Raw genomic sequence first — 12,833 nt, forward strand, 5'->3', positions numbered from 1 at the left:
TCAGATCATGCGCGAACAACAAATTTCGCGGCTTGCACACATGCGCCAAACCGCTCAAATATCCTCTTCGCCTCCGCCGAAAACAAAAACTCATAAAACTGCCTCGCCCCCACATTATTCTTTAATAACACCGCCGCCTGTTTAATCGCCGGATAATCCCCCCGCTTTACCTCCACCCAATGCCCTTTCCCCTTCATTACTTCCGCAATCACAATCGACTTCGCCGTAAACCCCACCTCTGCATTCCCCGAAGCAATAAACTGACTCGCCTGTGTAATACTCTCACCCGTCACCAGCTTTCCTGCCACTTTATCATACACCTGGTACTTCTTCATGACATATACCGCCGCTGCGCCATAGGGCGCCGTTGCCGGATTGGCAATAGCAATATGACTTACCCGGTCACTGGTCAGTAACTGTATATCCGGTTTCATATCCCCCCTGGCACTCCACAGCACCAACACACCCTGCGCATAATTCGCCGGTCCCGCAACCGCCATCCCGGCAGCCTGTACCTTTGCCGGAAAGGCCGTATCTGCCGAAATAAACACGTCGAAAGGAGCCCCCGCAATGATCTGCTGGGTCAACTTGCCAGACGCCCCTAAAACAATCGATATATCCGTCTTATTTTGCTTATTAAAGGCATCCTTCAGGGCCTCCATCGCATATTGCATATTGGCCGCAACGGCCACCGTAATCTTATGCTGTGCATTCGTATAGAAGGTAACAAAGAAAGCACTGATCAGTAGAAGCAGTCTCAGTTTCATGCTTAAATTTACAAATACTTACGGCTATTCCCGCTAAAATATCACTTTGATACCCTGACGACTATTCCTAAAAATCGTTGCCACCCATCGAAAATAACCGCATAGCACTTCTCATCTTAGCACGTATTTTGCGTCACCCACCCCAAAAGAAACATCCGCAAATGAAAACATTAAAGATCGTTGCCAGGGTTACCGTAACTCCCGGCACCAGAAAAGAGGTCCTTGCCGCCATCCTGAAATGTGCCGAACTGTCAAGAGCCGAAGAAGGAAATATCTACTACGATGTGACTGAGCATGTTACCAATCCCGATGTCATCGTCATCCTCGAAGAATGGAAATCACAAGCCGCCATCGATTTCCACAACACGACCCCCCATTTTAAAGAGCTGGTACAAAATGTATCCGGAAAAGCCGATATAGTTGTCGATGTCCTGACCATGATCAATTAGGTCCACTTGAACCCTGCGACCAACGTAGGGTTCAAAAATTTCCTATTTTAGCAGGAAATCCCTGTTTATAATGGACAATCACGCATACCCAAATGCAAAGGACCTCCTTAAACTCTTCCTCGTTTTACTGCTTTTCATGGTGGGATTCGGAATGCTGATGGGCATCTACCAGGTGATACCCGGTGTAATCATCACTTCCTCCATACAGTCGCTCCTCAACCTCATTGGTTATACACTCTCCCTGTCAGCCACCATCTGGTATGCTTTCCAGAAAAGTAAAAAACAACACCCCGATTCGTTTAGGCTGGATGTTAACCGCTTCCCCCTTTGGCTGATCCCGGTGTTGATCGTCTGTACACTGGCGATGACCGTCGGAATGGAGCGCCTCTCCTCACTGATCCCCATGCCGGATAAAGTCGCCCGCTTTTTTGAAGACCTGTTTAAGACTGATCTCTATTCCATTATCATGATCGCAGTGGCCGCTCCCGTGCTGGAAGAAACACTGTGCAGGGGTATTGTCCTGAAGGGACTGTTGCAAAATTATTCCCCCCGCCAGGCCATCATCTATTCATCTATCTTCTTCGCATTAATTCATATGAACCCATGGCAATCAATCCCTGCATTCTTCGCGGCTTTATTCATAGGCTGGATCTATTATAAAACAAAGTCTGTGATACCAGGCATGATCATTCATTTTGTAAATAACAGCACCGCCGTGGCGTTAACATTCCTGGCAAAAGGCGAACAGGACTATCTAAGCTGGTTAGGAATGCCCGCGTACATCGTGTTGTGTATAGCGGCCGCAATTGTGTTTGCTGGCAGCTGTATGCTCATACAAAGAAAGATAAAGCATGAATAATAGCAGCGGTCATAAGCAACCTGTCTCTACAGCGCCAGCACCACTGCACAAAAAGAAACGCATGTATCAAAGTACAGGTCCTCATCGCTTATAAAAAGCAGCCCGTTAATATAAGCGGATCTAAGCCGGTTAAATTCAACATGCCTGCACAACTCCCTGATAGTAGTACTCATTACTGCGCGAATCATAATGATAATCCTTTCCCCATTCGCTGGCATACGAGATTGTCATTTCAATCGCATCGATAATATAATTCACCTCCTCATCCGTCATTGTAGGATGGAGGGATAACCTGACCCAACCGGGTTTGGAAGATAATTTACCTGCCTCTATATCCTGCCGGATACCATAGGATTGTACTTTATCCACCTGCAATAGAATATGTCCATACGTACCCGCACAGGAACACCCGCCACGTACCTGTATACCAAACCTGTCATTCAGCAAGCGGGCTACTAAGTTATAATGCACTCCCGTCACTATAAAAGAAACTACCCCCGATCGTTCCTGTATATTCTCCTGCAATACGCGGATCTCCTTTATACCTGCCAACCTGCGAAACACAATTGCCAGCATTTCTTTTATCCTGCCTTGTATCCGCTCAACCCCCATCTCGTCTTTTAACGCTATACACATCGCCGCTTTTATCCCCATCAGGAATGGTGGCGTACCGCCATCTTCCCGTACTTCAATGTCCTCTATATATACCCGTTCTCCCCAGGGATTTGTATAGCTCACTGTTCCTCCACCCGGTTGGTCGGGTACAGCCTTGCTGTATAACTGCCTGTTAAAGATCAATACCCCCGGCGTGCCTGGTCCTCCCAGGAATTTATGCGAAGAATAGTAAATCGCATCCAGGCAGGTGCTGTCATTCTCCGGGTGCATGTCTATCTTACAGTAAGGCGCTGCACAGGCAAAATCTACAAAGCAGTAACCTCCATATGCATGCACCAATCCCGCTATCTGATAATAAGGAGTATAGATCCCCGTTACATTTGAACAGGCTGTAACAGCAGCAATTTTAAACCTCCGGTTCTTATACTTAACCAGCAACTGCTCAAAGTGCCACAGGTCTACCAATCCCTCCGCTGTCAGGCCAATCACCTCTACAACGGCCCCTGTCTCCAGCCAGCTGATATGATTGCTGTGATGCTCCATGGCTGTTACAAATACTACAGCCTCCTGCAGCTGCAGCATTCGTTGCAATTTATTCACCGCTGCCGTCATCCCACTTCCGCAAAACAATAGCACATCTTCCTCATTCGCATGTACATGTGCTTTAATCGTTTCTTTTGCCGCCATGTAGGCATCCGACATCTTACTACCCGTAATTGTCGTGCCTGTATGCGTGTTCCCGATAAAAGGCAATATCTCCTGCAACAGGTATTGCTCTATGGGATAGTACCCGCGACCCGTAGCCGTCCAGTCAGCATAGATGATCCGTTGCAGCCCATAAGGTGAGTCAAAATGTTGCCGGAGGCCAATAATATGTTGCCTGAATGGTTGAAAAAAATTACTGAGCATGGCGAAACATAGCATGAGGAGGTTTACTATAATGTTGTTTCAATATATACACCGCAGGAAGTATGGCTGCTACAAACAATGCCAGTACCAGTACCTGCCGCCCTGACACATGCTGGTAATGCTGCTTTTCACATACTTCCCCCGGACAATACTGTATTTTCTTCTTAAAGAACCACGGATAAAATACACAACCGAGACAAATACCAAACGCCGCTTCAAAGAAGAGGAACAGCAAACAAACGAGGCATATCACGCCTGTGACCGGACCGTACACATTCACAACGATAAACAGGTAGAACATAACGGAAGACAGTACGATCCCGATACTCCATGCGAAACGTTTTTGTGGGGCACCGACATATTCAGGATGCTGTTTCCTGACAATCAGGCGACCCGCAATCAGCATAGGGGCGTAACGTGGACTGATCAATACCCGGATCAACAGATCCAGTAAAAAGAAAGTAAGGACAAACTTTACAGGAATAAAATTCCCGTCGAACAAAATAAACATCAGTGAAGTATAGGTGGCGAGAAACAGGATGCCGGCTGCCGCCCTTATCTCTCTTTCGTTTAGTACAGGTATGTCATACCCTGCTACTTTTTCTCCAAATGGGATCATGGTGTGTTCTTTTTGAATACAAGGATAGTGCATCGCCTTTGCCCCCGGTAAGCAGGGTCAACAAACGACGATTCCTGGTATACGAACAGCAGAACCCCGTCAAGGGCAATTCGGCAATTTTATCGACCTTTGCGGCTATGAGGCGGTATAAGTTATATAGCTGGTTAGTGCCTGTCTTCTATTTCGTAAACGTGTTGACAGATGTAATAAGTGATAACAGCCACTTCGCTGCAAGGGCTGTCAATGAACTATGGCTGGTAAGCTACCTGTCTGTACTGAACTATTACCTGTTTGAATATGTCATTCCCGGTATGGGTTGGAAGCGGATTGTCAGGTCATTGCTCTGGATATTGCTCTATATCTTTGCTTTCTCCATAGGGTTTTATCTGTGGAGAGCATTGGGTATTACCATCGGCATCTTCACTGTGTTAAATTTCAAAATAACTGTTCGCGAAAGAATAGGTAGTCTCTTTGGCTACGGCATAGGAGCTGTTGTAGTCTTTGGAATAGTCAGGCATATCTTTAACTATATCCGCCTGCAACAGTTATCCCAACAATTACGCATTGAGAGCCAGCAGGCGGAACTCAACTACCTCAAGTCCCAAACCAACCCGCATTTTTTATTTAATACCCTGAATAATATCTATGCCCTTGCCAGGGAAAAATCTGACCTTGCACCGGAGTCTATATTGCGGTTGTCAAAAATTCTGCGATATATGCTGTATGAAACCAGTGCAACCCATGCGGCTATTGAGCAGGAAGTTAAAATCATAGCAGATTATATTGCACTGGAACAACTCCGTTATGATGATACGTTGTCAGTAGGTTTTAGTCATGACCTCGAAGATCCCAGGCAGGGCATTCCCCCACTATTGCTGATCCCACTGGTAGAAAATGCATTTAAGCATGGTGTATCTGAAACGAGAGAACATCCGTTGGTGAATATTCATCTGGCAGTCAAAAACAGGCAACTGACTTTTACGGTAGTGAATTCTACCGGCGATCCGGCAGCTACTATGCCTATAAAAGAAAATATCGGGCTCTCCAATTTACGCAGGCAACTAACCTTATTGTATACCGATTATAGCCTGGAGCTACAGCCATCCGACTATAAATTTGCCGCTACCCTGAAAATAAATCTCAGCAGTCATGTCTAAAATAAGGTGCATAATCATAGAAGACGAACCACTGGCCGCCAAGGTATTGAAAGAATATGTTTCAGCTGTGCCTTTCCTTGAATTAATGGGCAGTTTTAAAGATGCGATCCTGGCTGCTTCATTTTTATTGGATCACCAGGTAGACCTGATCTTCCTGGACCTTCACCTGCCTAAACTGAAGGGAATGGATTTCCTCAGAACCCTCGCAAACCGTCCTGCGGTTATAGTGACGACTGCTTATCACCAATATGCAGTGGAAGGGTTTGAACTGAATGTCACAGATTACCTGCTCAAGCCTGTTGAATTCGAAAGGTTCCTGACAGCGGTGAATAAAGTGAATATTGCAAGCAGGAACAGTAATGCCATTTTTGTAAGCGTGCAAAAGCGAAAGGTCAAGATCCCCTTCGGTGAGATCCTGTATATAGAAAGCCAGCGTGAGTATATAAAGATCGTGACTACACAACATGAATACCTGTCCAAAATGGGTACGGGGGAGATAGAAGAGATGTTGCCCGCTCAGTTGTTTAAACGTATCCACAGGTCTTTCATCGTTGCAGTGCAACAGATAGATGCTTATACGGCTGATATGGTGGAAATAAAAGGGATCTCAATTCCTATAGGCAGAGGGTATAGGGATGTCATTGATAAACTGTAGTTAGTTTGCGGATCGTTGCCGGGCAAAAATCCTGTTATTATACATGACAAAACACAACCGCTCACAATCACCACACGCCTGGAAGTAAATTTTTTCATTCTGGAATGATTGTTTCAGAAAAAGCACTACATTTGTGACGTAATTGAAAATGTAATGGCAAGAAACGTTGAGTTTAACGAAGAAGAGGCAATTGAAAAAGCAATGGAAGTCTTTTGGGAAAAAGGCTACAGTGCGGCCTCTATGCGTGACCTCACCACTGCCATGCAGATCAATAGCAGCAGTCTGTACAACACCATCGGCGATAAACACGCACTCTTTGTAAAATGTATTAAACACTACACAGAGTCACACATGGAACAGGCCAGGAAACGTGCACGGGCTGCCCGTTCGCCACTCAATGCCATCATCAACCTGCTCAATGATTCCGTGAATGATATCATCAACAAATCCAATAGTTGTATGATCATCAAAACAACATTTGAAATTGCCAACGATGATGAAGAAATACTGGGGATCCTAAAATATAACGGAGATAATACCTATCAGTTATTAGACTCCTTGCTGCAAGAAGCTAAAAAACAAGGCGAACTGGCAGACAATGCTGATCCTGCCATCCTTACTGATTATTTACTCAGTCTGATTACCGGCTGGCATGAATCCTACATCCTACACCAGGATCCTCAAAGACTCAGGCAGATGGCCCAATTCGTTATCAAACAACTCTCACAGTAGCGCATTTTTTTTATCTAATTCTGAAACGATCACTTCAGAAAGAAGGGGTGGTTTATTTTGAAACAATCATTTCATAATTAATATATAATAACATGAAAGTACTCGTAACAGGTGGTACCAAGGGAATCGGGAAAGCCATCGCCGACAAATTCTCACAGGAAGGCGCTGAAGTTATTGTAACAGCCAGAAATGCTGCTCCTGACATGAACAAACAGCATCGCTTTATTGCAGCAGATCTCTCCAAACCGGAAGACATTAGCCGGCTTGTGAATGAAGTGAAAGATGTAGACGTTCTTATTAATAATATCGGCGGTGTCAATACGCCCGGTGGAGGTTTCAGTGTGCTGACAGATCAACATTGGCTGGATGCCCTGCAACTGAATTTGCTGACCTCTGTAAGCTTAGACAGGGCATTGTTGCCCGGTATGATCGAACGTAAACACGGCGTGATCATACATATTTCCTCTGTGAGTGCCTTACAACCTTTCTGGGATCTGAATATGACTTATGGCATCTCCAAAGCCGCACTGAATGCGTATAGTAAAACACTGGCTACAGAAGTAGCCCCTAAAGGTGTGAGAGTGGTCACCGTTTCTCCGGGTATGACGAAAACTGCACCTATGGAAAGTTTCGTAAATGATATCGCGGCAGCCTCCGGTATTACTTTTGACCAGGCATTCCAGGCAATCAGTGCCAGGATAGGAGGTGTACCATTCGGCAGAATGGCAGAACCAGCTGAAGTAGCGGAACTGGTTAGTTTCCTCGTATCACCGAAAGCTTCTTATATAACAGGCGCCAATTACGTGCTGGATGGAGGTGCTACGCCGGTAGTACGATAAACACAGCAAATGAGACACCCGGATCAACCAGTGCAGTGCCTTTATCTCTGCTTCATGCAGGGTACTATTCAATGCATGACTGGCTGCACTAACCATGAACCACTTTCTATCCTCTCACAGCAAAACAACAACCCGGATCAATCATATCAATGCCTTTGTCGCTGCATTTCATGCAGGGAACTGCTCAACGCATGGCTATATGATAATGTCGGGGCAATAGGATAGAGGATATAATCGGTCGTACAACTGTATTGCCTGATCATGAAAGGTGACAACCATTGACGATCCGGTTGCAGCTAACTTCATTCAACAGCTCCTATCATCTGCGGCTATCCTGTAGTAAGTGTTAAAAAGCGTCGTTCCTGGCCGGAGCGGCGCTTTTTTGTTTTATCTTAACGGCATGAAAAATAACTGGGACGACAAAGAAGAAAAATTCTACGAAAGAGAGGTATTTACGGCAATCGATTTTACGGAAAAGCCATTAAAAAACTGGGAGTTCTATAAGTGCAAATTTGAAAAATGTGTATTTAGTAACAGTGATCTTTCCAACACAACTTTTGAAGACTGCACTTTTGATGGGTGTGATTTTTCGATGGCTGTTGTAAAGAATACCGGTTTCCGGAATGCTGTATTGACTGAATGCAAACTCCTTGGTGTGAACTTCTCTCCGTGCAGTAAGCTCATGTTTTCTTTTCATTTCGAAAAGTGCAATCTGAACTATGCCGTCTTCCTGGGCAGGAACCTGAAGAAAACGCCCTTTCTCGATTGTACGCTTAAGGAAGCAGATTTTTCAGAGGCTGATCTCACCGGGTGTAAATTTACCCAGTCTGATTTAACACTCACGAGGTTTTCTAATACTAACCTCGAACAGGCTGACTTCAGAGGTGCAGTGAATTTTTCTATTGAACCGGAGTTTAATAAAATGAAGAAAGCAAAGTTTAATATGTACCAGTTAGAAGGGTTGCTGTATAAATACCAGTTGGACATCGAATAGTGCTTTTCCTGCGTTCGTGTTGGTATAAAGCAGAACTGTCTGCTATGCCCTTTTGTTACACCCGGTGAGGGTAGCAGGCATGGGCTATTTTCATTAGATTTGCTCATATCTTTTTTGAAAAATCAATAGGTAATAATGTATAGAGATTTGGTTTATGACGACATTCTCCGGAAAGTCAACGAAGAGGTAACCCGATATGAACAGCGATTAGCACAGGAACCCAATGATGCGGAAGCTGCCTACAAGCTGGCACTGATATTTAAAGATGGTCTCGGTGTTCATAAAGATCCTGAAAGAGCTTATAACCTCGTGCTACAATCCTACGATACGGATCAGAATCCATTGGCTGCAAACGTCCTGGGCACTATGTACTACAATGGTATGTATGTGGAGCAAAACAAAGAACAGGGACTACAGCTTTTACAATATGCCCACCAGATGGGTAATGCCGCAGCTACATTCAATATTGGCATACATATACTTGTCAATGCCGAAAAAGGCAGTGAACAGGAAGAGGAGGGGATTGCACTGGTGAAGAAGGCTGCTGAAAGTGGCAATCATTTTGCCCAGTTCGCTTATGCAGGGTTTTTCGACAATGGCAGGTTGGGAGAGGATTATGCACGGGCATTTGAATGGTACCAGCAGGCTGCGAATAACGGATCATCCGGTGCTGCCACCAATCTGGGATTTATGTACAGGAATGGTGTGGTAAATTCAGAACATGCAGATGAGAAGGCGTTTGCGTACTTCAGGCAGTCGGCCTATATGCACAACAGCCATGGTATGTATAACCTGGGCTCTATGTATGACAATGGTATCGGGGTGGAAGAAGATCAGGCAGCCGCATTCTTCTGGTTTACTAAAGCCGCATCCAAAGGTTCTGCCAATGCAATGTTTGCCTTGCACAGGTACTATAACGATGGCATATATACTGATTATGATCCCGAGCTGGCCATGGAATTGCTGGAACAGGGAGCAGCGGGAGGTGTAACGGCTGCCCAAAGGGAGTTAGGGAATATATTGTCTGACGAAGAAAGCGAATACCTGGATTATGAAAAAGCCTTTTACTGGTTTGAACAGGCTGCAGAAGAGAATGATGTGATTGCCATCAATAACCTGGGATGGATGTATGAAAACGGTTTTGGTGTGGAACAGGATTACGCGACCGCACTCAATTATTTTTACCGGGCGGGCGAAGAAGGGTATGCAGTGGCACAATGCAATGTAGGCCGGTATTATATAGAACAACGTGGTGGCATGCCCAGAGACATCGAACATGCGAAGCACTGGTTGCAGTTATCGGCTGACCAGGGATATGAGCGGGCCGTACAATTGCTGGAAGAATTGCGGAATAAGCCGTCGTCAGGAGACGGTGGATTCTGGAAGAAATTGTTCTCCTGATAAAAGGAGGTTGTCTGTATGTAAATTTTACCCGGATGGCTGGCGGTACTAATATCTTAAAGACGATGTCCAAAGCTTTCCGGTTATATTCAGACAACCTCTCTGCTTATTTTTTGTATACCCATTTATTGTTACGCTTGTCCACATCTGCATCATAATTATCCCCCAGTTGAATAGCGGTCACTGTTTTGCGGGTCTTGAAGGCCAGGGTCAACTTACGTTGCCCATCTTTCCAGCAATCAACTGTCCGGGACATCCATTCCTTACTGCCATCTGCGTATGAAATCTCCACATGCACCGGCACCATACCTGCACCTACTCGTTCCACCACTACATGATACTGCCCGTTTTTATTCGTCACCTGTCCAATGCCCAGATCGGGTACATGCTTTTCAAAATACCAGTTCTGCCAGAACCAGTCCAGGTTCACCCCAGCTCCCTTATTCATACATGCAAAGAAGTCATATGGCGTAGGATGCTTTCCCTTCCACTGGCTGATATAATACCTGAGGGCTTTGTACAACACGGTATCTCCCAGCCATTCCTGCAGGTACCTGAATCCTAAAGCCGGTTTCAGGTCTTTATCAGAGAACCTGGCCGCTCCGTACAATTGTGGCGTCGGTGTCATGACCGGTACGTCTATATCTGTGCCCGCGCTCTCGTTGATAGCCCGCATGTCATATTCATCTTTAAATGTAGTCTGCATGCCTTTCAGCAGCATAAACTCGGCATAGGTCGCCCAACCTTCGTCCATGAACGAATACTTTGTTTCATTAGAGCCTACATAGAATGGAAAAAGTGTATGAAATACTTCATGAATCGTAAACTGCACTGCCTCTAATCCCTCAAAAGGCAGGTTATTCACCATCATAGGATATTCCATGGCATCCAGACCATCGAAGATCGTTTCGTGGGGGTAGGGGAAAGGAATACCCGGCGCCTGGTGACTGATGAGGTCAATCGTTTTTCTCACATAGCCTGCTACCGGCTCATAACTTTGATGTGCCGGGTTAAATACAGCATTGGCCAGTACTCTTCCTGTAGGCGATACCTGTACACCACCGGCTTTCCATACATAATGATTGCTCAGGGCAAAGGCAAAGTCGGTGACATCCTTTGCTTCAAACTGCCAGTGATGGGTAGTGGCAGGCAGTAGCACAGCATGCTTTTCCCAGTCAGTTGCCCGGATAATATCTACAATGCTGTCACCTGTCAGCGCCTTATCAATATTGTGTAGTATGGCAGGTTGATACACCATATTCCTGTTTTGTAATTCACCAGTTGCCCATACCGCGTAATTACCTGGAACAGCGATGTCCACTGAAAAATCACAGTAATCATTGTAAAACTCTTCTTTCCCGGCGTAAGGATATTCATTCCATCCATCAATATCATCATACACAGCAATACGTGGAAAGAAGTAAGCAATCATACAGGCACCGGTGTCTATCTGACCGGTACGTATAAAAGAAGTCTTATTAAGTGTATAATTGAAATCCACATCCACATGCACATGCTGACCGGGCAGGATATGGACACCGTTCACGTACATATTTGTTCCCCTTATTATTCTTTTCTTCTCTGCAATGGTTACGCTATCCAGTTGCATACGACTAATGGTCATCCCCTGTGTGAGATCGTCAGGGGATAGAGGTACATTCCGCATGGCCTGCGCCTGGTATAAGTTAGGATATAACTTAAATACCATCCGTTTTAAAGTATCCGGACTGTTATTGTAGTAGTCAATTCCTTCGGTGCCAGACAGTTCTCTGTTAGCCGGGTTGTATTGCACCTGTATGGTATATTTACCACCGTTTTGCCAGTAATTTTTCCCGGGCGTACCATCGGTATGCCTGGTTTGTTGCTGATAAGATTTTTTAAAATTGACAGCTACAGGTAGTTGCTGTGCATGAAGGCTTCCAAGGAGGGATAGCATCACGGCTAAAGTCCGGCAGATTTTTGACATAACGACAATGTACATTGTTTTCCGTTGGCCGATGAAAATTATATTACATCCATAAATTTAGGATCTGTTTTTAGCACCTTCTCCATGTCTTTTCTATGTGCCTCACCCCATTGTTCAATAGTGATGATCAGGGGGAGCAGGTCTTTTCCTAATTCAGTTAGTTCATATACTACTTTAGGGATCTTCGTGTTAAATACCTGCTTCTGCAGAAAGCCATGTGTCACGAGTTCTCCCAGTTGTTTATCTAATACCCGCCGGTCACCATTGGGTATGACCTTTTGCAACTGGCTGGGACGTTGGTGTCCCTGGGAGATATAATAGATCAGCATCAGTTTCCACTTCCCGTTCAGTAATTCTTTGAAGAAATGTAATCCGCAATGAGTTTGAACAGGTGTCTTCTTCTTGTACATAAGCGATAAAATAAAACAAAAGTGTTGGTACTGCAAAGATGTGGATAAAATTGTGCGGTATTGTTAGCCGGTATATTGAAAAATAGCTTTGCAGGCAAAATAAAGTTATGTTGAAATTTACATTTTTAATTCGCCGGGTGGATGGAATGAGTCACGAGGCGTTTGTTGACTATCACAGGAATCATCATGCGCCGTTGTTTATGTCGATTCCGGAATCCGGGAAGTATGTTAAGAAGTATGTTATTTCCCATCCTGTTGAAATGGCTGGATTTCCTGCTGCTCCTTATGATAGTGTTACGGATATCTATTTTTCCTCGATGGATGATTTTAATGCCTTTTTTGCCAGTGAGAATTACCGGTTGAAGGTACATCCGGATGAGCCAAACTTTTTTAAACTGGATGAAGTGGTGACTTTGGTGTGTGAGGAGAGGATAGTGGCGGATAAGATATAATAGTAAAAG

The 12,833-nt window shown here is 44.9% G+C and carries 14 protein-coding genes; 9 read left to right on the forward strand and 5 right to left on the reverse strand.

What is annotated here, in order from left to right:
* Positions 1-5: 5 nt before the first annotated feature.
* Positions 6-767, reverse strand: a complete 762-nt coding sequence (modA, locus tag ABDW33_RS25180) for a molybdate ABC transporter substrate-binding protein (RefSeq protein ID WP_343692868.1) — start codon at positions 765-767, stop codon at positions 6-8.
* A gap of 161 nt (positions 768-928) precedes the next feature.
* Between modA and ABDW33_RS25185 the strand changes: the two genes are divergently transcribed.
* Together ABDW33_RS25185 and ABDW33_RS25190 are read left to right on the forward strand one after the other, a co-directional pair.
* A complete protein-coding gene (locus tag ABDW33_RS25185) occupies positions 929-1,216 on the forward strand; it encodes a putative quinol monooxygenase (RefSeq protein WP_343692869.1) in 288 nt (95 codons plus the stop codon).
* 70 nt (positions 1,217-1,286) lie between these two features.
* Complete coding sequence (locus ABDW33_RS25190; protein ID WP_343692870.1) at positions 1,287-2,075, forward strand: type II CAAX endopeptidase family protein; 789 nt, start codon at positions 1,287-1,289, stop codon at positions 2,073-2,075.
* A gap of 135 nt (positions 2,076-2,210) precedes the next feature.
* Here the strand turns inward: ABDW33_RS25190 and ABDW33_RS25195 are convergent, their stop codons facing one another.
* A complete protein-coding gene (locus tag ABDW33_RS25195) occupies positions 2,211-3,614 on the reverse strand; it encodes an aminotransferase class V-fold PLP-dependent enzyme (protein ID WP_343692871.1) in 1,404 nt (467 codons plus the stop codon).
* Positions 3,589-4,218 carry a DUF4395 domain-containing protein gene (locus ABDW33_RS25200; protein ID WP_343692872.1) on the reverse strand — a complete coding sequence of 210 codons (630 nt, stop codon included), beginning with the start codon at positions 4,216-4,218 and terminating at the stop codon, positions 3,589-3,591. The genes ABDW33_RS25195 and ABDW33_RS25200 overlap by 26 nt, the downstream gene beginning before the upstream one ends.
* Between ABDW33_RS25200 and ABDW33_RS25205 the strand changes: the two genes are divergently transcribed.
* The 6 genes from ABDW33_RS25205 (at position 4,209) to ABDW33_RS25230 (ending at position 9,996) form a co-directional block, all read left to right on the forward strand.
* Positions 4,209-5,375: a histidine kinase gene (locus ABDW33_RS25205; protein WP_343692873.1), complete on the forward strand. Its 1,167-nt coding sequence runs from the start codon at positions 4,209-4,211 to the stop codon at positions 5,373-5,375. The two genes, ABDW33_RS25200 and ABDW33_RS25205, sit on opposite strands and share 10 nt — an antisense overlap.
* Positions 5,368-6,030, forward strand: a complete 663-nt coding sequence (locus ABDW33_RS25210; RefSeq protein ID WP_343692874.1) for a LytTR family DNA-binding domain-containing protein — start codon at positions 5,368-5,370, stop codon at positions 6,028-6,030. Before ABDW33_RS25205 ends, ABDW33_RS25210 begins: the two co-directional genes overlap by 8 nt.
* 153 nt (positions 6,031-6,183) lie before the next feature.
* A complete protein-coding gene (locus ABDW33_RS25215; protein ID WP_343692875.1) occupies positions 6,184-6,762 on the forward strand; it encodes a TetR/AcrR family transcriptional regulator in 579 nt (192 codons plus the stop codon).
* 92 nt (positions 6,763-6,854) lie between these two features.
* Positions 6,855-7,601, forward strand: a complete 747-nt coding sequence (locus tag ABDW33_RS25220; RefSeq protein ID WP_343692876.1) for an SDR family oxidoreductase — start codon at positions 6,855-6,857, stop codon at positions 7,599-7,601.
* 400 nt (positions 7,602-8,001) lie between these two features.
* Positions 8,002-8,595 (forward strand): pentapeptide repeat-containing protein, encoded by a 594-nt coding sequence (locus ABDW33_RS25225; RefSeq protein WP_343692877.1) that lies wholly within the window; start codon positions 8,002-8,004, stop codon positions 8,593-8,595.
* A 135-nt stretch (positions 8,596-8,730) separates the two neighbouring features.
* On the forward strand, positions 8,731-9,996 hold the full coding sequence (locus ABDW33_RS25230) for a tetratricopeptide repeat protein (protein ID WP_343692878.1): 1,266 nt from the start codon (positions 8,731-8,733) through the stop codon (positions 9,994-9,996).
* Positions 9,997-10,102: 106 nt separating this feature from the next.
* On the opposite strand, the gene ABDW33_RS25235 is transcribed toward ABDW33_RS25230, so the two are convergent.
* Together ABDW33_RS25235 and ABDW33_RS25240 are read right to left on the reverse strand one after the other, a co-directional pair.
* Positions 10,103-11,962, reverse strand: coding sequence for a M1 family metallopeptidase (locus tag ABDW33_RS25235; RefSeq protein WP_343692879.1), 1,860 nt, complete (start codon positions 11,960-11,962; stop codon positions 10,103-10,105).
* 38 nt (positions 11,963-12,000) lie between these two features.
* A complete protein-coding gene (locus ABDW33_RS25240; RefSeq protein ID WP_343692880.1) occupies positions 12,001-12,372 on the reverse strand; it encodes a helix-turn-helix domain-containing protein in 372 nt (123 codons plus the stop codon).
* A gap of 107 nt (positions 12,373-12,479) precedes the next feature.
* On the opposite strand from ABDW33_RS25240, the gene ABDW33_RS25245 reads away from it, so the two are divergent.
* Positions 12,480-12,824: an EthD domain-containing protein gene (locus ABDW33_RS25245; protein ID WP_343692881.1), complete on the forward strand. Its 345-nt coding sequence runs from the start codon at positions 12,480-12,482 to the stop codon at positions 12,822-12,824.
* Positions 12,825-12,833 lie beyond the last annotated feature (9 nt).

Origin of the sequence: Chitinophaga sp. (assembly GCF_039596155.1) — a bacterium.
GTDB lineage: Bacteria > Bacteroidota > Bacteroidia > Chitinophagales > Chitinophagaceae > Chitinophaga.

Bases quoted from the DNA above. Each gene is read 5' to 3' on its own strand.
- modA (WP_343692868.1), bottom strand. From the start codon at position 767: ATGAAACTGAGACTGCTTCTACTGATCAGTGCTTTCTTTGTTACCTTC.
- ABDW33_RS25185 (WP_343692869.1), top strand. From the start codon at position 929: ATGAAAACATTAAAGATCGTTGCCAGGGTTACCGTAACTCCCGGCACC.
- ABDW33_RS25190 (WP_343692870.1), top strand. From the start codon at position 1,287: ATGGACAATCACGCATACCCAAATGCAAAGGACCTCCTTAAACTCTTC.
- ABDW33_RS25195 (WP_343692871.1), bottom strand. From the start codon at position 3,614: ATGCTATGTTTCGCCATGCTCAGTAATTTTTTTCAACCATTCAGGCAA.
- ABDW33_RS25205 (WP_343692873.1), top strand. From the start codon at position 4,209: ATGGGATCATGGTGTGTTCTTTTTGAATACAAGGATAGTGCATCGCCT.
- ABDW33_RS25200 (WP_343692872.1), bottom strand. From the start codon at position 4,218: ATGATCCCATTTGGAGAAAAAGTAGCAGGGTATGACATACCTGTACTA.
- ABDW33_RS25210 (WP_343692874.1), top strand. From the start codon at position 5,368: ATGTCTAAAATAAGGTGCATAATCATAGAAGACGAACCACTGGCCGCC.
- ABDW33_RS25215 (WP_343692875.1), top strand. From the start codon at position 6,184: ATGGCAAGAAACGTTGAGTTTAACGAAGAAGAGGCAATTGAAAAAGCA.
- ABDW33_RS25220 (WP_343692876.1), top strand. From the start codon at position 6,855: ATGAAAGTACTCGTAACAGGTGGTACCAAGGGAATCGGGAAAGCCATC.
- ABDW33_RS25225 (WP_343692877.1), top strand. From the start codon at position 8,002: ATGAAAAATAACTGGGACGACAAAGAAGAAAAATTCTACGAAAGAGAG.
- ABDW33_RS25230 (WP_343692878.1), top strand. From the start codon at position 8,731: ATGTATAGAGATTTGGTTTATGACGACATTCTCCGGAAAGTCAACGAA.
- ABDW33_RS25235 (WP_343692879.1), bottom strand. From the start codon at position 11,962: ATGTCAAAAATCTGCCGGACTTTAGCCGTGATGCTATCCCTCCTTGGA.
- ABDW33_RS25240 (WP_343692880.1), bottom strand. From the start codon at position 12,372: ATGTACAAGAAGAAGACACCTGTTCAAACTCATTGCGGATTACATTTC.
- ABDW33_RS25245 (WP_343692881.1), top strand. From the start codon at position 12,480: ATGTTGAAATTTACATTTTTAATTCGCCGGGTGGATGGAATGAGTCAC.